14 protein-coding genes are annotated in these 18,695 nt (G+C 66.2%); 8 read left to right on the top strand and 6 right to left on the bottom strand.

The features are described 5' to 3' along the window. The first annotated feature begins 1 nt into the window (after position 1). Both orn and H3H39_RS25250 read left to right on the top strand, forming a co-directional pair. On the top strand, positions 2–598 hold the full coding sequence (orn, locus tag H3H39_RS25255) for an oligoribonuclease (RefSeq protein ID WP_182157159.1): 597 nt from the start codon (positions 2–4) through the stop codon (positions 596–598). A gap of 24 nt (positions 599–622) precedes the next feature. After that, a complete protein-coding gene (locus H3H39_RS25250) occupies positions 623–1,408 on the top strand; it encodes an arylamine N-acetyltransferase family protein (RefSeq protein WP_182157158.1) in 786 nt (261 codons plus the stop codon). An 84-nt stretch (positions 1,409–1,492) separates the two neighbouring features. Here the strand turns inward: H3H39_RS25250 and H3H39_RS25245 are convergent, their stop codons facing one another. Continuing rightward, the gene (locus H3H39_RS25245; protein WP_182157157.1) at positions 1,493–2,194 is read right to left on the bottom strand and encodes a UPF0149 family protein; all 702 of its coding nucleotides are present in this window, start codon (positions 2,192–2,194) and stop codon (positions 1,493–1,495) included. A 103-nt stretch (positions 2,195–2,297) separates the two neighbouring features. On the opposite strand from H3H39_RS25245, the gene H3H39_RS25240 reads away from it, so the two are divergent. Beyond that, positions 2,298–3,314: an SrkA family protein kinase gene (locus H3H39_RS25240; RefSeq protein ID WP_182157156.1), complete on the top strand. Its 1,017-nt coding sequence runs from the start codon at positions 2,298–2,300 to the stop codon at positions 3,312–3,314. A 25-nt stretch (positions 3,315–3,339) separates the two neighbouring features. Here H3H39_RS25240 and H3H39_RS25235 read toward each other — a convergent pair whose 3' ends face one another. Genes H3H39_RS25235 through H3H39_RS25225 form a run of 3 tightly spaced genes read right to left on the bottom strand, consistent with a single transcriptional unit; the run spans position 3,340 to position 7,413 of the window. Beyond that, positions 3,340–3,756 (bottom strand): response regulator transcription factor, encoded by a 417-nt coding sequence (locus H3H39_RS25235; RefSeq protein WP_182157155.1) that lies wholly within the window; start codon positions 3,754–3,756, stop codon positions 3,340–3,342. Then, positions 3,743–6,211 (bottom strand): hybrid sensor histidine kinase/response regulator, encoded by a 2,469-nt coding sequence (locus H3H39_RS25230; RefSeq protein ID WP_182157154.1) that lies wholly within the window; start codon positions 6,209–6,211, stop codon positions 3,743–3,745. The genes H3H39_RS25235 and H3H39_RS25230 overlap by 14 nt, the downstream gene beginning before the upstream one ends. 14 nt (positions 6,212–6,225) lie before the next feature. Beyond that, entirely contained in the window at positions 6,226–7,413 is a 1,188-nt protein-coding gene (locus tag H3H39_RS25225) for a cyclic di-GMP phosphodiesterase (RefSeq protein ID WP_182157153.1), read from the bottom strand. A gap of 400 nt (positions 7,414–7,813) precedes the next feature. On the opposite strand from H3H39_RS25225, the gene H3H39_RS25220 reads away from it, so the two are divergent. Further along, positions 7,814–10,177 (top strand): coiled-coil domain-containing protein, encoded by a 2,364-nt coding sequence (locus tag H3H39_RS25220; RefSeq protein ID WP_182157152.1) that lies wholly within the window; start codon positions 7,814–7,816, stop codon positions 10,175–10,177. Between the two features lie 76 nt (positions 10,178–10,253). Here H3H39_RS25220 and H3H39_RS25215 read toward each other — a convergent pair whose 3' ends face one another. Together H3H39_RS25215 and H3H39_RS25210 are read right to left on the bottom strand one after the other, a co-directional pair. Beyond that, positions 10,254–10,625 carry a DUF8785 domain-containing protein gene (locus H3H39_RS25215; protein ID WP_182157151.1) on the bottom strand — a complete coding sequence of 124 codons (372 nt, stop codon included), beginning with the start codon at positions 10,623–10,625 and terminating at the stop codon, positions 10,254–10,256. A gap of 107 nt (positions 10,626–10,732) precedes the next feature. Continuing rightward, the gene (locus H3H39_RS25210; protein WP_182157150.1) at positions 10,733–11,818 is read right to left on the bottom strand and encodes a DUF475 domain-containing protein; all 1,086 of its coding nucleotides are present in this window, start codon (positions 11,816–11,818) and stop codon (positions 10,733–10,735) included. 140 nt (positions 11,819–11,958) lie between these two features. Here H3H39_RS25210 and H3H39_RS25205 point away from each other — a divergent pair, with 140 nt between their 5' ends. The 4 genes from H3H39_RS25205 to H3H39_RS25190 all read left to right on the top strand — a co-directional run bounded on the left by H3H39_RS25205 (position 11,959) and on the right by H3H39_RS25190 (position 18,682). Continuing rightward, the gene (locus tag H3H39_RS25205) at positions 11,959–12,381 is read left to right on the top strand and encodes a divergent PAP2 family protein (protein WP_182157149.1); all 423 of its coding nucleotides are present in this window, start codon (positions 11,959–11,961) and stop codon (positions 12,379–12,381) included. A 224-nt stretch (positions 12,382–12,605) separates the two neighbouring features. Then, on the top strand, positions 12,606–13,778 hold the full coding sequence (locus tag H3H39_RS25200; protein WP_182157148.1) for an efflux RND transporter periplasmic adaptor subunit: 1,173 nt from the start codon (positions 12,606–12,608) through the stop codon (positions 13,776–13,778). A gap of 3 nt (positions 13,779–13,781) precedes the next feature. After that, positions 13,782–17,006 (top strand): efflux RND transporter permease subunit, encoded by a 3,225-nt coding sequence (locus tag H3H39_RS25195; protein ID WP_182157147.1) that lies wholly within the window; start codon positions 13,782–13,784, stop codon positions 17,004–17,006. 254 nt (positions 17,007–17,260) lie between these two features. After that, the gene (locus H3H39_RS25190) at positions 17,261–18,682 is read left to right on the top strand and encodes an OmpP1/FadL family transporter (RefSeq protein ID WP_182157146.1); all 1,422 of its coding nucleotides are present in this window, start codon (positions 17,261–17,263) and stop codon (positions 18,680–18,682) included. Positions 18,683–18,695: the final 13 nt, after the last annotated feature.

Genomic DNA, 18,695 nt, shown 5'->3' with positions numbered 1-18,695 from the left:
TATGTCACAAGCTACCGACTTCGCAGCAACCCAAGGTGTCGCCCCCGCGCCCCAGCGTCCCAATGAACTCAACCTGGTGTGGGTGGACATGGAAATGACGGGCCTGGAGCCGGATACCGACCGCATCATCGAAGTGGCCGTGGTCGTCACCGACATGCACCTGAACGTGCTGGCCGAAGGCCCCGTGTTCGCCATCCACCAGAGCGACGAGACGCTCGACAAGATGGATGCCTGGAACAAGGGCACCCACGGCCGTTCCGGCCTGACCGAGCGCGTCAAGGCCTCCACCGTGACGGAAGCCCAGGCCGAAGTGGAGCTGATCGCCTTCCTCAAACAGTGGGTACCGGCTGGCAAGTCGCCTATGTGCGGCAACACCATCGGCCAGGATCGCCGCTTCATGGTACGCTACATGCCAAAACTGGAAGCGTTCTTCCACTATCGGAACGTCGATGTGTCGACCCTGAAAGAGCTGTGCAAGCGCTGGAAGCCTGAGATCGTGTCCGGCTTCAAGAAGCACCAGAAGCACACGGCCATGGCCGACATCATCGAATCGATCGAAGAACTCAAATACTACCGCGAGCACTTCATCAAGCTGTAAGCGGACCTCAACCCAAGGAGCGCCATGCACGCAGAGAACTTCGTATTGCAGGATTATCTGGACCGGATCGGCTACACCGGCGAGGCCAGGGCCGACCTGGCCACGGTGACTGCCATGATGCGGCAGCAGTTGTTCACGGTGCCGTTCGAGAACCTGGACGTCCAGGCCGGCAAGATCGTGTCGCTGGTCCCGGAAGAAATCGTGGACAAGATCGTGGCGCGCCGCCGCGGCGGCTACTGCTACGAAGTCAATGGCATCTTCGCCATGGCGCTGCAGGCGCTGGGCGTGCCCTACCAGCTGGTGGCGGCGCGGCCCATGTTCTATCCGGCGCGGCGGCCGCGCACCCACATGGTCATCGTCGTCACGCTCGATGGCGTGCGCTGGTTGTGCGACCTCGGGTTCGGCAGCTACGGCATCCGCGCGCCCGTGCGGCTGGACCTGCTCGACGCGGAGCTGGCGCAGGATGACGATGTGTTCATGCTGAGCATGCCCAATGAGCGGGAATACCTGCTGCAAGCCAAGGTGGGCGGGGAGTGGCAGAACCAGTTCGGCTTCGACCTGTCGCCGCAGGAGTGGATCGACTTCATGCCGGCCAACTACCTGAACTCGACCCATCCTGACTCCATCTTCGTCAAGACGCTGCTGCTGGTGCAGCATCGGGGCGATGGTCGTGCCATCCTGCTGGGTGATACGCTCAAGACCATCAGCCGTGGCCGGGTCGAGCAGCGCAGCGTGGCGCCCGAGGAACGGGCCGCCGTGGTGCGCGAAGTATTCGGATTGACGTTGCCGGCGTCAGGCGCGACGGCCTGAGTCGTTGCGGGGCGGGGCGTGCATGCTGCGCCCCTGCCGTGCCCGCTATTGCGGTCAGCCCGAGCGGGCTGACCTTATTCCCGCTTACTCGGCGCCCGATTCGGCGGCGCCATGGCACTTCTTGTACTTCTTGCCGCTGCCGCAAGGGCAATCGTCGTTGCGGCCCACTTTCGGCTCCTCGCGCTTGACGGTGGTGACCGGCGCTTTACGGCGCGGTACCCAGAACTTGTGGATGGCTGGCAGGTTCGCTTCCAGTTCCAGCGCCAGCTTGTGCGCCAGCGCGGGGTCTTCCACCAGCGGCAGTTCCTCTTCCTCGATCTCGTCGGCGCCCAGCAGGTAGATCGGGCGCATCAGGTCGCCCACTTCCGAATCCCAGATCTCGTTCCACGAACCGGGGCGCAGTTCCATGCCTTCCCAGAAGCCCCAGCACCATGCTTCGGCGTCGATCAGGGTCTGGCCTTCGTGCTCGTGCTCGACGAACAGCGGCTCGAATTCCTTGGGCGCCACTTCGAACGTCACCAGTACTTCGTTCATGAAGCGCATGATCAGGTTGACGATGCGTTCCTCTTCCTTGGCGTGCTTGAACTTGGGCACGTCCTTGCCATCCTGGCCCCAGATCTTGGGCAGCCATTCGGCCGGCATGATGGTTTCCGGTCCGATCGCGATGGCCGTCAGGAAGCCGTGCAGGGTGTCCATCGTCATCGCGTCCTCGGGGGCGCGGTCGGACAGCAGGAAGTTATCCAGTTCGTCGAATTCTTTTTCGCTCAGTGGCTGATCGAGTTGCATATTTAGCTCTTTTTATCGGGTTGAAGGCGACAGTATACGCTGCGTGGCGGTGTGCTGCCCACTTGTTTGCGCCGGGCAGGGCGCGGCCACGTACAATGGCGGCATGCATAACGATGAACTTTCCGGCGCCCCTGGCGACCATCCTCACCATCCCTTTTCCGATTTGAGCCCGGATTGCGTGCTCGATGCGCTCGACAGCGTGGGCTTGCGCGGCGATGGCCGCCTGCTGGCGCTGAACAGCTACGAGAACCGGGTCTATCAAGTCGGCATCGAGGACAGCGCGCCGCTGGTGGCCAAGTTCTACCGGCCCGCGCGCTGGAGTGACGCGGCCATCCTGGAGGAACACGCGTTCACGGCCGAACTGGCCGAGCGCGAAATTCCCGTGGTGCCGGCGCTGGCGCTGGATGGCAATACGCTGCACCAATACCAGGGCTTCCGCTTCGCCGTGTTCGCGCGCCACGGCGGCCGCGCGCCCGAGCTGGATGATCCGGCCGTGCTGGAGTGGACCGGGCGCTTCATCGGCCGCATCCACGCCGTGGGCGCGCTCAAGCCGTACACAGAGCGGCCCAGCCTCGACCCCGACACCTTCGGCATCGAGCCGCGCGACTACCTGCTGGCCAACGGTTTCATCCCGCCCGAACTGCTGGCCGCTTACAGCAGCGTGGTCGATCAGGCGCTGGACGGTGTGCGCCGCTGCTATGCGCGGGCCGGCACGGTGGCCCAGTTGCGCCTGCACGGCGACTGCCACGGCGGCAATGTGCTGTGGACCGACGCCGGCCCCCATTTCGTCGACTTCGACGACAGCCGCATGGGCCCGGCCGTGCAGGACTTGTGGATGATGTTGTCGGGCGAGCGCCACGAGCAGGTGCGCCAGTTGAGCGACATCCTGGCCGGCTACGAGGACTTCAGTGAATTCGATCCGCGCCAGTTGTACCTGGTGGAAGCGCTGCGCACGCTGCGCCTGATCCATTACTCGGCCTGGCTGGCGCGGCGCTGGGACGACCCGGCGTTTCCCGTCGCCTTCCCCTGGTTTAACACCCAGCGCTACTGGCAGGACCGCATCCTGGAGTTGCGCGAGCAGGTGGCGCTGATGGACGAGCCGCCCCTGTGGCCCGTGTAGGACCTGGCGCGGCCGGCTGCACGTTTCATGCGCCGCGCGCGGCAGCGGCCAACTCGGCCCAGTCCCGGCAGAATTTCTGCAATATGTCGCTGACCTTGTTGACCGTGTAGGGCTTGACGATAAAGCCGCGCGCGCCGCTGCGGATGGCGGCCATCACGTTCGACACGTCGCTGTTGCCGCTGACGACCACGCAATAGCACTGCGGCCGCAGCGTCTTGGCCAGCGCCAGCACTTCCAGGCCGCTCAGTCCTGGCATGTGCAGGTCGATGAACGCCAGGTCGATCCGGCAGTCGTCCTTGGCCAGCATGTCGGCCGCCTGCTGGCCGTTGCTGGCCAGCTGGATGTTGCGCAAGCCATGGCTGTGCAGCACCGATTGCAGCAGGTTGCGCATGGCCGGTTCGTCGTCGGCGATCAGGATGTTGCCGAGGTCAGGAAGTCGCATGGGAAGCTCCCGCGGCGCGCCATTGGCGCACCGTCACCAGTTGATTGATTTGATCCAGCGCGTGCTGCGCGCGCGCGGCGTCGCCATGCCCTGCCGCGCGTTCGATGGCGCCGGCCAGCGTGCCTGCGTCGGCCAGGCCGAAGGCGCCGGCCGAGCCCTTGAGCATGTGGGCCAGCCTGGCCGCTTCTTCCAGCATACCGGCGGCCAGGGCATGCTGCAAGGCGTCCAGCCGGGCCGGCAAGTCCTGGCCGTAAGCCTCGCACTGCGCGGCGTAGCCGGCCACGGGGGGCGCGTCGGCCGCCGGCGGGGCGGCCGCCAGCCACTGCGCGAGCTGCTGCGCCAGCAGCCGGAAATCGATGGGCTTGGCCAGGTGGCCGTTGCAGCCGCTGTCGCGGTAGCGGGCCACGTCCTCGCGCATCACGTTGGCCGTCAGCGCCACGATCGGGCCGCCGTAGCCGGCCGCGCGCAACAGCGAGGTCGCCTCCAGCCCGTCGAGCACCGGCATCTGGATGTCCATCAGGATCAGGTCGTAGCCGTCGCGCAGCGCCGACTCGACGGCCTCCTGGCCGTTTTCGACCATGGTGACGGCCAGCCCGCAACGTTCGAGGAAGACGCCGATCAGCTTGCGGTTGTCGGCGCCATCCTCGGCCAGCAGGACCCGGCCATGCAGATGCGGCACGTCCAGTTGCGGCGGCGCGGCCGGCGGATGGGGCGCGCACGCCAGCCAGGCGGCCGCTGCCGGGGCGGCCGGCACGCTGACGGTGAAGCTGGTGCCTTGTCCCAGCGTGCTGGCCACCTGCACGGTGCCCTGCATCCTGGTGGCCAGCTGCTGCACCAGGTACAGGCCCAGGCCGGTGCCCCCGTACTTGCGGGCGGTCGAGGCGTCGGCCTGCTTGAAGGGCTGGAACAGCGTCGCCAGGTGTTCGCCCGACATGCCGATGCCGGTGTCCTGCACGCCGCAGACCAGTAGTTCGCGGGCCGCGTCGTAGCTGAGCGTCAGGGTGATGGTGCCCAATTCGGTGAACTTGACGGCATTGCCGCACAGGTTGTACAGGATCTGGCGCCAGCGGGTCGGATCGCCCAGGACCTGCCCGGGCAGCGGGTAGTGGACGGTGCAGATGAAGGCGATGCCTTTGCTGTGGGCCTGCGGCTCCAGGGCGGTGCGGATGCCGGCCACGATGTCATACGGCGAAAACGGCACCTGCTCCAGTTGCAGCCGTCCGGCTTCGACCTTGGACAGGTCGAGCATGTCGTTCAGGATGGCCAGCAGGTGCTGGCCGCTGCGGGCGATGATCTTGCCCGCGTCGTGCGCCTCGGGCAGCTGCTGGGCCGTCTGCAGCAGGTCGGCAAAGCCGATGATGGCCGTCAGCGGGGTGCGGAGTTCATGGCTCATCATCGCCAGGAAGTCCGACTTGGTGCGGCTGGCCGCTTCGGCCTCCGTCTGCAGGCGCTGCATCAGGGCCATGTCCTGCTCGCGCCGGCGTACGGCCCGGAGCAGGAAGGCGAAGGCCAGGCCGACGGCGGCCATGCCCAGCCCGCCCATGGCACCGAGCCTGAACGCGTACTGGCGCCACTGGCCCAGGAACAGCTGGTCGGTGATGGTGATGTTGATGATCAGCGGGTAGGGCTCGACCCGCCGCGGCGCGCCCATGCGCAGCACCGGCGCGCCACCCTGGGAAAAACGGGGCTGGGACGTCACCAGCACGCCATGGTCCAGGCCCATCTTTTCGAGTAGCGTGTAGCTGCTGCCGGTGCGGTTGACCTTGCCCATGTTGGCATCGACGTGGGGCCAGCTGGCCAGCAGCGTGAAATCGCGCCGGTACAGCGAGATGCTGGCATCCGGCCCCAGGCTGATCTTCTTGTAGAAGTCGCTCACGAAGGTGCTGGAAAAGCCGACCAGGGCGATGCCGATCAGCTTGCCCTGGCGGTTGGCCAGGCGCTTGCTCAGGTAGAAGGTCCAGGCGCCGTTGCCCTTGTTGCGCACGGGCGCGCTGATGAACACGCCCAGCGCGGGATCGTGCAGGTGGGCCTGGAAATAGTCGCGGTCGGCCAGGTTGATGGGCGGCGCCGGATGGGATCGGGTGAAGTTGATGACGTCGCCGTTGTCGGCCACCAGGGTGGCCACGTCGATCTGCGGCGCGGCCCGCTTCTTGTCGCGCATGCTGGCGTAGACGGTGGCCGTGCCCATGCGCTCGCGCAGTTCGGCCGGGCTGTCCACCTCGGCCGTCTGCACGGCTTCGGCGATGCTGTCGAGCACCAGGTAGGCGGCCGTCACTTCCTGTGACGTCTGCTCGGCCAGCACCAGCGACAGGTTGCTCAGGTGGACGCGCCACTCGTCGATCGCCTGCTGGCGCGCCAGCCAGATCAGGGCCGCGCAGCCGGCCAGCATGGCGCCGATCAGGACCGCGCCGGCGGCGATGACGACGCGGCTGGCGCGCGGGTAGCGGTTGGACATGGTGGCGGGCCCGCTCAGCGGCCGGCGGCAGCGCCGGCCCAGATCTGCTCCAGGTCGTCGAACGCCCACTGTTCACGCGGCTCGCGGCCGCTGATGGCGTCCTTGGCCGTGGCCAGCGACAGGTCGATACGCACCGGCTCGATGCGGCTCTTGGTGCGCAGCGAGTAGAAGGCCTTGACGATGGGCTTGGTGAGCGCCCCGCTGTTCTGCTCCGTGACGATGGCCAGCCGCTGCGAGTTGAGCCGCACCAGCGTGCCGACCGGATAGATGCCCAGCAGCTTGACGAATGCGGCCAGCACGACGGGATCGAAGTGGCCTTGCCATTCGAGCATGCGGGCCACCGATTCCGACGGGTCCCAGCCCGCCTTGTAGGGACGGTTGGAGGTGATGGCGTCGTACACGTCGCACACGGCGCCCATGCGCGCGAGCAGGGAAATGTCGCTGCCGGGCAGCCGGTCCGGATAGCCGCTGCCGTCCATCTTCTCGTGATGGTGCAGGCAGACGTCGCCGACGCCGGCGCTGACGGCGCCGCCTTCGCGCAGCAAGTCGTAGCCGTGGCGCGGATGGCTGCGCATGGCCGCGAATTCCTCGTCGGTCAGCTTGCCCGGCTTGTTCAGGATCTCGAGCGGGATGCCGGCCTTGCCCAGGTCGTGCAGCAGGCCGGCCAGGCCCGCTTCGCGGCAGGCCGCCTCATCCAGACCGAGGTGCTGGCCCAGGCCGATCATCAGGGCGCACACGGCGACCGAATGCATATAGGTGTAGTCGTCCTTGTTCTTCAGCCGGGCCAGGCTGATCAGCGCGCCCGGGTTGCGGGTCACGGACCGCGCCAACTCGTCGACCAGGTCGGTGCACTGGCCCACGTCGATGGCGTTGCCCAGCCGCGCTTCGCGGAACATCGAGCGCGTCGCCTCGCGCGCCTGCGCGCACAGGGCGGCCGCTTGCTGCAGTTCGCGCTCGAAAGGGGTCGGCTCTGGCGCCGGGGGCGGGGCGGGTGGGGCAGGCGGGGCTTCATCGTCGCCCCGCGCCAGGTCGATCCAGCAGGTCGTGATGCCGCTGTCATGGGCCTGTTTCAGCACGGCGGGATCGTCGAGCAGGAATTTGCTGCGCCAGAAGGGCGTGGACAGCCAGGAACTGTCGAAGGCATGCAGGAACATGCCGAGCCGGAGGTCGATCACCTGAATTTTCTTAAGCTTTACCGCCATATACATTCATCTCACTCAAACAGCGTCGAATTACTCGAGCGTGCGCAGGTGGCGTTTGCTAGGCCAGGTGTCTAGACGAGGCGGCGAATGGGGCCTGTCCCGTTGTGCTCAGCCATCTTAGCAGACTGGGGGGGCGGGATGAGGCATGTTGCAGTCGGGAATTTGACGCGCCCATCGTCTGTCATGGACGAGCGCAGCCGGATGGGGCGAACGGCGGCCTCTGTAATTCATATTTAATATCGAAAATAGCGGGTGATATATTTTTCGTCTGATACTCATAAGCATGAAATAGCGGGTATTTCCCGCTCTCCTTGCCGCTCTGCTTGTCTGGGCCATGTTTGATAATGGCAACTCAGAAGTCCCGGTTGGTGCCGGGACGCAGCGGAAAGCGAGAACTCTCATGCAAGCACAACTGGCTCAGCGCGAAGGCGCCAATCTCACCGTCGCATTTTCGGCCGATGACGCCGCAACGCCGGCGCATGACCAGGATCAGATGAGCGCCTCGCCGCAGCCGCCGCGCGCCGCGCTGGAAATGCGCGCCATCCAGGAAGCCATCGCCCGCGTGGAAGCGGAAGCGAAAGCCGCCTGCGCCGCCGAGAGCCGGGCCCACGCCGAAGCGCGCGCCCGCGCCCTGGCTGAAGACCGCGCCGCCATGGATGCCGCCGCCGCCGCCGTCGCGCTGCAAAACGCCCAGGCATCGGAAGAAGCCATCGCCGCCAACCGCGACCGCCTCGAATCGCTGCGCGCCGCCGCCCAGGCCAACGTGGCCCGCCTGGACGCCGTCAAGCAGGAGACGGCCGAACTGCGCGCCCGCGTCGAAGCGGACAACGCGATCCGCCAGGCCGCCGAACAGCGCGCCAAGGCCGAGGAAGAAACCCGCAAGCGTGCCGCCGAACAAATGGCCGCCGAATCGGAACTGGCCGCGCAAGCTGCCCGCGCCGCCGAAGAACTGCAAGCGCAAACGGAACAAGCCCGCCTGCAAGCCGTGGAACGCGTGGCCGCCGTGCAGGCCGCGAAAGAAGAAGTGGTGGGCATCGCTGAAGCGGACGCCCGCATGGCCACGCTGGCCCGCGAGCGCGAGCGCCACGCCTACGCCGCCCGCCAGACGGCCCAGAATCTGGCCAAGGCCGAAGCGGAAGCGCTGGAGCTGACCATCGAACGTGAACGGGCCGACAAGATCGCGCTGGAATCGGCCTTCAACCGCGCCGCCGCCGAAGTGCGCGCGCTGGAGGAAGCCCGCGCCCTGGCCCACCTGGAGCAGGAACGCGAACAGATCGCGCTGGCCCAGGCCGAATCGGAACGCAGCGCCGCCCAGTCGCTGCACCTGCGCCTGCAAACGGAAAAGGAAATCCGCGACGCCGCCATCCAGCGCGAACGCCTGGAAATGATGGCCACCACCACCGCCCAGGCTCGCCGCGACGCCGAGGCGCGCATCCTGCAAGCGACTGAAGCGCGTATCGCCGTCGACCGCCAACTGCGCACCGTGGCCGAAGCGCGCGTGCAGGCCGAGGAGGAAGCGGAACTGAAAACACTGGCCAAGGTGGAAGCGGAAGCCCACGCGCTGGACCAGGCCAAGCTGCGCCAGGCGGCCGACGAAGCGGCGGCCGACGCGGCCCGCGCCGATAGCCTGGAACAGCAGCGCGCCGCGCAGCTGGCCGAGGAACGTGCCGCGCTGGCGCGCGCCGCCGCCGAACTGGCCGCCGGCCAGAACGCCGCCGAGCAACGCGAGATCGCGCTGCTGGCCGAACACGTGGAAGCGCGCAGCCAGGCCCAGGCCCTGGCCGAACAGAGCGCGGCCCGCGCCGCCGAACTACTGGCCGCCGAACAGGCCCGCGCCATCGCCGAACAACAAGCGCTGGCCGCCATGAAGGACAAGATGGAGACCGAGCGCATCGCCACGGCAGCCGCCGAGCACCGCATCGCCGCCGAGCAAGCCCAGGCCGCCGCGCTGCGCCAGCAGCATGAAGCCGAACAGCGCCTGGCCGCTGCCGCCGAACAGGAAACGGCGGCCGCCCGCATGATGGCAGAGCAGACGGCGATCGAAGCGGAGCAGAAAGCCGCCGCCGCCACCGCACTGACGGCGCAAGCGCGCCTGGCTGTGGAGCTGGGCGTGGTGCAGGCCGAACGGGCCCGCGTGGAGCAGGAAAAAGCCGCCGCCGCCGAAGCGCTGCTGCAGGCCGAACGTGAATTCGTGGAAGCGGAGCGCCAGTCGCTGGCGCTGATCGACCAGAAACTGGCCCAGCAGCGCCAGACCACGGCCGCCGAAGCGCGCGCCACCAAGGCCATCGCCGGCCGCCTGGAAACGGAACAGCGGATCGCCGCCGAAGCCCGCGCCCGCGCCGAAGCGGAGCAGGCGGAACTGGATGCGCTGCGTCAGCGCGAGCAGGCCGAGCAAGCGGCCCGCGTGGCCGCCGCCGACAAGGCGCAAGCGCAGCAAGCGTTGCTGGCCGCCGCCATGGAGCACGCCGCCATGCAGCGCAAGGTAGCCGACACCACGGCCGCCATGACGACCGCCAAGCGTCAACTGCTGGACCTGGAAACCCGCCGCCAGCAAGCCGCGCGCAACGCGCTGGCCGCGCTGCAAGCGAAGGTGGAAGCGGAGCAGGGCGTTTGCCAGCAGGCCGAAGCCCAAGCCCGCGTCGCCTCGCTGGACGCCGCCCGCGCCCGCAAGGACCGCGAGCAATCGGCTACCATCGCCCGTGACGTCATCGGCCGTCTGACCCAGGGCGTGGAAACGGTCGGCGCCGTGTGGCGCTCCCGCTAAGGTACAAAAGAAAACCGGGGTCAGGTCATGCCCGCATCTTGCGTGAGGGCATGACCTGACCCCGGTTTTGTTTGCGTTATTGGCTGATCTGTACTTTGGCGATGTAGTACTCCGTCTCGCCGAAGCAGGCCGTGGGCACGCCCTTGTGCTGTTCGTAGGTGAGCAGCACGCGCTTGCCGGTGGCGGCCAGCAGTTGCTGGGCCACGGCGTCGTCGCGCACGCTGAATTCAAACTTTTCTGGAATGGCGCCCGGCATGGACGTCAACAGCACTTCGCCTTCCCATGTCTTGCACACCCAGCCCCGCTTGGAGAATTTTTGCAGATAGCCGGCCCGTTCGCCTTCCGAATAGGTCAGGTGCAGCGTGATCCACGTGTAGGCGCAGAACAGCAGCACGGCGGCGGCCACCAGGGCGGTGAGGGACAGCAGGATGCGTTTGGATGTGGTCATGTAGTTCGCGTTAGGGTGACGGCAAGGTTTGCAATCTTATCACCGGATGGCCGCCGCGGCGATCAACCGTCCCGCCGCAGCTGGTTCAACCGCCCGCCGCCGCTGGTTCAACCCTCGTGCCGCCGCTTGTACAGGATCGACGACCACAGCGAGATGGCGATGAAGGCCACGCCCGACAACCCCGTGAACCATTCCGGAATGTCGTATTTCACACTGGCCAGCATGATCAGCGCCAGGATGCCGATCGCGTAATGGGCGCCGTGTTCGAGGTAGACGAATTCGTCCAGCGTGCCCTTGTGCACCAGGAACACGGTGAGCGAACGCACGAACATGGCGCCGATGGCCAGCCCCAGCATGATCACCACCACGTCGCTGGTGATGGCGAACGCGCCGATCACGCCGTCGAAGCTGAACGAGGCATCCAGCACTTCCAGGTACAGGAAGGCGCCAATGCCGCCCCGGGTGGCCGCCGACAGGGCCAGCGCGGCCGCGCCGGCGCCTACCGCTTCCACGCCCGTCTCGGTGGCGTCGCTGTCGTCGTCCGGCTGCGGGTCTTCTTCCAGCAGGGTGCTGATCCAGTGCACCGCCAGATAGGTGGCCACGCCTGTCACGCCGGCCGTCAGGACGCCGAATTGTTCTTCCTTGCCGGCCACCCCCATGCAGGCGAACACGGCCAGCAAGGCCAGCAGCACGGCCAGGCTGTCGGTGCCGTGCTGGCCCATTTTCTTTTCCAGCCAGCCCAGCCAGTGCAATTCCTTTTCCTCGTCGAACAGGAAGTTGAGGAACACCAGCAGCAGGAAGGCGCCGCCGAACGCGGCCACCTGGGCGTGCGAGGCCGTCAGGTGGGCGGCGTACACGTCGGGCGTCGTGGTGGCCATGTGCCACACTTCCACCAGCCCCAGCCCGGTGGCGAAGGCGACGATCAGCAGCGGGAACAGCAGCCGCATGCCGAATACGGCCACCACGATGCCCACCGTCAGGAATAAACGTTGCCAGAACGGGTTCCAGTGCCGCAGCACGGAGGCGTTGACGACCGCGTTGTCGAACGACAGCGACACTTCCATCACCCCCAGCACGGTCGCGATCCACACGGCTTGCAGCACCCCGGCCGCGCCGGCGTGGTGGTAGCCCCACCAGGCGGCCAGGCCCAGCAGCACGGCGGTGACGGCGAACGAGAATTTGAAATGCTGCATGGCTTTCCTGGGCTGTGAAGGGTGGAGGTGGCCCGATTTTATAATACTTGCTTGGGAGACAGCATGGCGTTCTGCGATAATGGCCGCCAATTTGCCCGGACGGGCACCCCCACGCCACGTTTTTCATGAAGGACACGCTGATGGACCTCGCTTACCTCGTTACCCCCTTGCTGACCTGGACCATCGTTGGCCCGATCAAGTTCCTGATCAACAGCGCGCGCGCCCGCAAATGGGCGTTCAACCTGGTGGGCAACGGTGGCTTCCCCAGCAACCACAGCGCCGTCGTGTCCAGCATGGCGACCCTGATCGCGCTGCGCGAGGGTATCGGCCATCCGGCGTTTGGCGTGGCCGTCACGCTGTGCTTCATCGTCATCATTGATGCCAACAGCCTGCGCCAGCACGTGGGCAAGCAGGCGGCCGCCATCAACCGGCTGGCCAAGGGCGATGCCGGCCACACCTGGCTGCGCGAGCGCATGGGCCACACGCTGGTGGAGATCGGCGGCGGCCTGGCCACCGGTATCGCCATGGGCCACCTGATCTTCGCACTGTTCGCGCGCGGCTGATCGCCCCGACGTTCGCCGCCCGCGCCCTGCGGGCGGCCGCCACACTCTCTCCAATTCTCACTTCCAGCCCCCGTTTATCCGCCGATTCCGCGTTCCAGGCACGGAAACCGGCAGTCCAGCCATTGTGCGATTGACGCGCGGGCGGCGCTGGTTGATACTCTGCGCCTTGCAGTTTTAACAAATATTCCAACCGCACCGACGTTCATCTATTTCGGAGATTTTTTATGTTGCGCAAAACCTTAGTTGCTCTCGCCGTCGCCTCGGCCCTGGTCGCCTGCGGCAAGTCCACCAAGGCACCGGATAAAGCGGGCAAAGACGGCAAGGGTGCGGTGACCTTGCAGGTCGCGCCGGAAGACTTGCTGACGGTGGAGTCCAACGCGCTCGCGTCCGGCCCCGTCATCACCGGCTCGATCCAGCCCGAGCGCCGCGCCGACCTGCGCGCCGAGGTGAGCGCCGTGGTGCTGCAAGTATTGAAGGAGAACGGTGAGGCCGTGCACAAGGGCGACGTGCTGGTGCGCCTGGACGAGACGGCCATCCGCGACAGCCTCAATTCGGCCGAGGAAGCCACCCGCGCCGCCGCCCAGAGCCTGGAGCAGGCCGAGCGCGCGTTCCAGCGCCAGAAGACGCTGCGCGCGTCCGGCATGGTGTCGACCCAGGCCCTGGAAGACTCGGAAATCCGCCGCAACAACCTGCAAAGCGAACTGGCCGCCGCGCGCGCCAAGTCCGTCTCGGCCCGCCAGCAATTGAGCCGCACCAGCGTACGCGCGCCGTTCGACGGCATCGTCAGCGACCGCAAGGTGTCCAACGGCGACACGGCCGCCGTTGGCAAGGAATTGATCAAGGTGATCGACCCGGCCAGCATGCGCTTCGAAGGCCTGGTGTCGGCCGACAAGATCGGTGTGGTCAAGGTGGGGCAGCCGGTGCGCTTCCGCGTCAACGGCTATGCCAACCAGGACTTCACGGGCCGCGTCAAGCGGGTCGACCCATCGGCCAACGCCGTCACGCGCCAGGTTGAAGTGCTGGTGGAATTCGCCGACAAGCGCCTGCCCGGCGTGTCCGGCCTGTATGCGGAAGGGCGCGTCGAATCCGACGTGACGGACGCGCTGATGATCGCCGATTCGGCCCTGGTGCGCTCGGGCGACCAGTCGTACGCATGGCGCCTGAACGGCAAGGCCCTGAGCAAGGCCGCCCTCAACATCGGCGTGCGCGACCCGCGCACCGGCCAGTGGGAAGTGCGTTCCGGCCTGGCCGCCGGCGACCGCGTGCTGCGCGTGCCCAATTCCAGCTACGCCAATGGCCAGGTGGTGGAGCTGACGGTGCCCAAGGTGGTGGCGTCGGCCGGCAATCCGGCGCAGGCTTCGTCCGCCACCGCGCCTTCCGCGACGAAAGGGAACTGATCCATGTTCTTATCCGATTTTAGTATCAAGCGGCCGATCGCCACGCTGGTGCTGATCGTGGCCATGATGTGCCTGGGCCTGCTGGCGCTGAAGAAGCTGCGCGTGAACCAGAACCCGGACGTGGAAGTGCCGTTCATCATCGTCAACGTGCCGTATCCGGGCGCCTCGCCCGACACGGTGGAGCGCGAGATCGTCAACCGGCTGGAAAAACCGCTGCTGGCCATTTCCGGCGCCACCAAGCTGGAAAGCACGGCCAATGAAGGTTCGGCTACCATCTTCATCGAGTTCAGTTTCAAGAAGAATTTGATCGAAGCGTCCGACGAGATCCGCAACGCGATCGGTTCCGTGCGCTACAAGCTGCCCACGGAAATGCGCGAACCGATCCTGCAACGCATCGATCCGGCCTCCGATCCCGTGATGCAGGTGGCGCTGTCGTCCACCAGCCAGAGCCACGCGGAAATCTCGCGCCTGGCCGAGGATACCCTGTCGGACCGCTTCCGCGCCGTTGACGGCGTGTCGCAGGTGAAAGTCAACGGTTCGCTCAAGCGCGAACTGTCGGTGCTGCTCAAGGCCGAGAAGCTGCGTGAATATAACGTGTCGGTGGGCGAGGTGGTCAACGCGCTGCGCAACCAGAACACCAATGCGCCGGTGGGCAAGGTGCGCGGCACGCTGGACGAGAAGAGCATCCGCCTGGTGGGCCGGATCGAAACCCCGCGCGAATTCGAGCAGGTGGTGGTCAAGCGCAGTGGCGACGAGATCGTGCGCCTGGCGCAAGTGGCCACCATTGAGGATGGCTTCGCGGAAGTGAATGGCCTCAGCATCCGCAGCGGCAAGCCCAACGTGGGGATCGCCGTGTCCCGCTCGCGCGACGCATCCACCGTCTCCGTGGCGGCCCGGCTGCGCGACGAGATCAAGGCCATCAACGCCACCCTGCCGGCCGGCACCAAGCTGGAAATCACGCGCGACGGCGGCGACGAATCGCAGCGCAGCCTGAATAACGTGATCGAGTCGCTGGTGTTCGGCGCCGTGCTGACCATCTTCGTGGTGTACGCCTTCCTCAATTCCTGGCGCTCGACCATGATCACGGCGCTCAGCCTGCCCACTTCGGTGGTGGCGGCCTTCATCGCCGTGTGGCTGTGCGGCTTCACGCTCAACTTCATGACGCTGCTGGGCCTGTCGCTGGCGATCGGCGTATTGATCGACGACGCCATCGTGGTGCGGGAAAACATCGTGCGCCACATGCAGATGGGGTCGGACCGCCGCACGGCGGCCCTGAACGGCACGGCTGAAATCGGCCTGGCCGTGGCTGCCACCACCTTCTCCATCATCGCCGTGTTCATCCCCGTGGCCTTCATGCCCGGTATTTCCGGCGAGTGGTTCCGGCCGTTCGCGCTCACCGTCACCTGCTCGGTGCTGGTCAGCCTCGGCATCTCGTTCACGCTCGACCCCATGCTGTCGGCCTACTGGGGCGACCCGGCCGACCACCACACGGCGCCGAAAAAAGGCCTGGGCAAAGTGCTGCAGCGCTTTAACGACTGGTTCGACCACCAGTCCGACCGCTATGGCAACGTGATCGCGTGGGCGCTGCATCACCGCCGCTGGATGGCCGTGATCGCGCTGGGCACTTTCGTGGGCGCCATCGTGCTGCACGTGAAGTTCGGCGGCTCCTCGTTCCTGCCGGCGGCCGACCGCAGCACCATCGCCATCGACGTGCGCACGCCGCCGTCGAGCAGCGTGGAATATGCGCGCCTGAAAATGGAGCGGGCCGCCGAACTGGCGCGCGCCATTCCGGAAGTGAAGGACACCAATTCCAACATCAGCGCCAACGGTGGCCGGATCTACCTCGACATCGGCAAGCGCAACACCCGCAAGCGCACTGCGTTCCAGATCGGCGCCGAATTGCGTGAAAAACTGGGCCATGTGGTGGGCGCCGAGATTTCCGTGGTCGACGACCTGGGCAACCAGGGCAAGCCGGTGCAGATCGAGTTCACCGGCCCCGATTCGCGCCGCCTGATGGAGATCACGAGCGCCTACATGGACAAGCTGCGCCTGGTACCGGGCGCGGTGGACGTGGGCCTGTCGCAGCAGGATCCGAAGAACGAGCTGCAGATTGAACTGAATCGCGGCCTGGCCAACTCGATGGGCATTTCCGTCAACGACGCGGCGCAATCGCTGCGGGTGGCCTTCGCCGGCGTGGAAGTGGGCGACTGGGTCGACCCCACGGGCGAGTCGCGCGACGTGGCCGTGCGGCTGGCGCCGGAAGACCGCGTCAACGCGGAAAACATCGAACGCCTGCCAATCTCCGTGACGGGCACCAACCAGATGGTGCCGCTGGACCAGATCGCCACCATCACCATGGGCAAGGGTCCGTCCACCATCGAGCACAAGAACGGCAAGCGCACGGTGACGGTATCGGCCAACGTGCAGGGCCGCTCGCCGGGCGAAGTGACGGACGACGCCATGAAACTGGCCAAGGCCATCGACTTCCCTCCGGGCTATGGCCTGGACCTGGGCGGCGCCGGCAAGGACCAGGCTGAACTGTTCACGGAAATGGCGATCGCGCTGGTGATGGGCATCGGCTTGATGTACCTGATCCTGGTGATGCAGTTCGGCTCGTTCACGGCGCCGGTGGCCGTGATGCTGTCGCTGCCGCTGTCCCTGATCGGCGTGGTGCTGGCGCTGATGATCACGGGCAGCACCTTGAACCTGATGAGCTTCATCGGCGTGATCATGCTGATGGGCCTGGTGGCCAAGAACGCCATCCTGCTGCTGGACGCAGCCCGCAAGCGCGAACAGGAAGGCTTTGGCCGCGAGGATGCGCTGATGTACGCGGGCCGCATGCGGTTGCGCCCGATCCTGATGACCACCTTCGCCCTGATCGCCGGCATGTTCCCGGTGGCGCTGGGGCTGGGCGAGGGCGGCGAGTTCTACCGTCCGCTGGCGATCGCCATCATCGGCGGCACCATCACCTCGACCATTTTGACCCTGCTGGTGGTGCCCACCTTCTACGACAGCATCGAGATCGCCCGCGACCGCGCGCTGGCCAAGTTCCGCCGCCGCGAACTGCGCTGGACCACGGTGCCGGCGTTGTTGATGACGCTGGTGGAGGCGCTGCTGACGCTGGTGTTCGTGCGGCTGCTGTTCCGCCTCGTGATGTGGGTCATCAACAAGGCGCGGGGACGGGGCGGCAAGGGCTTGCCGCCAGGCCCGGCGCTCGACGCGCACTGATGCAATAAGGAAAAGGACCCGCGGGTCCTTTTCTTTTTACAACAGCTTTTCGCTTAGTTTGGGTAAAGAACGTACGGAAATGGCAATCTTGCTGAGGTCGTAGCATAATTAGAACCGTTACTCTACTTTAATGTTTTATGGCTGGTGTATCCTTCTTGCCACCCAGCATCATGCCCGCCGCGCAGGCCAGCGCGATGCCGGCCCCACAGAATAATCTGACGTCGATCAGCCATTACCTACAAAGCGAGACCACCTTGAATCAAAAATATCTTCCCCTCATCATCGCCGTTGCCCTGAGCTCCCTGTCCGCCAGCGCACTGGCATCCGGTTACCGCTTTGGTTCGCAAAGCGTGGCTGCTCAAGGTACGGCTGACGCCAACGCGGCCGAAGCGAACGACGCTTCGACCATCTTCTACAATCCAGCCGGCTTGTCGCGCCTGGATGGCACGCAAGTGAACTTCGGCGCCACCGTGGTGGTGCCGCACTCGACCTTCCAGGACACCGGTTCCACCCACTTCACTGGCGCCCCCACGGGCGGCACCGCGGCCCACGGCTACGCGCCGGACTCGGTGACGGCGCCGTCGCTGTACGCCAGCAAGAAACTGAACGACCAGTGGGCCGTCGGCCTGGGCCTGTTCGTGCCGTACGGCGCCAAGCTCAACTACAGCAATACCTGGACCGGCCGTTACGCGCTGACGGACGTGAAACTGGAAGCCGTCACGCTGAACCCATCGGCCTCGTTCAAGCTCAATGAGCACCACGCTTTCGGTTTCGGCATCATGGCCGAACACTTCAACGCCGACCTGGGCCAGGCCGTCGACGTGCCGGGCACGGTCGCCGCGCTGTCCAGCCCGGCCGCCGCCGCCACCCGCGCCCAACTGATCGGCACCATCGTCGCGCTGGGCGGCAACCCGGCCGTGCTGGGTTCGGTCAATGATGCGCACGCCTCCATCAACGGCAAGGACTGGGGCTACGGCTTCAACCTGGGCTATATGTACACGCTGGACCAGAACACCCGCTTCGGCTTCGCCTACCGCTCGTCGGTGGCGCACGGCCTGAAGGGCGACGCGGTGTGGGACTTCTCGATGGTGACGACCGACCAGATCACCAACAAGGTGCTGGCCGCCAGCGGCCACCGCCTGAACTCGGCCTCGATGGTCAAGCTGCGCACGCCGGAAACGTTGTCGATGAACGTGTTCCACCAGTTCGATGCGAAATGGGACGGCATGGCCGACCTGACCTGGAGCCGTCACTCGCGCTTGAGCGACCTGCACATCCAGTTCCCCAACACGGCCGAAGGCGACCTGGTGATCAACCAGCAGTGGAAGAACAGCGTGCGCCTGGCGCTGGGCGCCAACTATCGCTATGACGACAAGGTGACGCTGCGCGGTGGCGTGGCCTACGACCAGTCGCCGGTGCCGAGCGCCCAGCTGCGCGATCCGGCCCTGCCAGACAGCGACCGCTACCAGTTCTCGCTGGGCGCCGCGTATAAGCTGAGCCCGCAATCGACCATCGACCTGGCCTACAGCTTCCTGAGCTTCAAGGATGCGGACACCACCTACAAGAACAGCTGCAGCCCGCTGATCCCGACCTGCACCGGTAACGGCGAAACCACGCGCGGCACCTACAAGACCCATCTGCAACTGCTGGGCGTGGCGTACAACTACAAGTTCTGACCGCTGTTCCGGC

This window comes from Rugamonas apoptosis (assembly GCF_014042355.1).
GTDB classification, from domain to species: Bacteria; Pseudomonadota; Gammaproteobacteria; order Burkholderiales; family Burkholderiaceae_D; genus Rugamonas; species Rugamonas apoptosis.
Note: the sequence above shows the minus strand (reverse complement) of the source record. Positions and strands in the feature narration are given on the sequence as shown.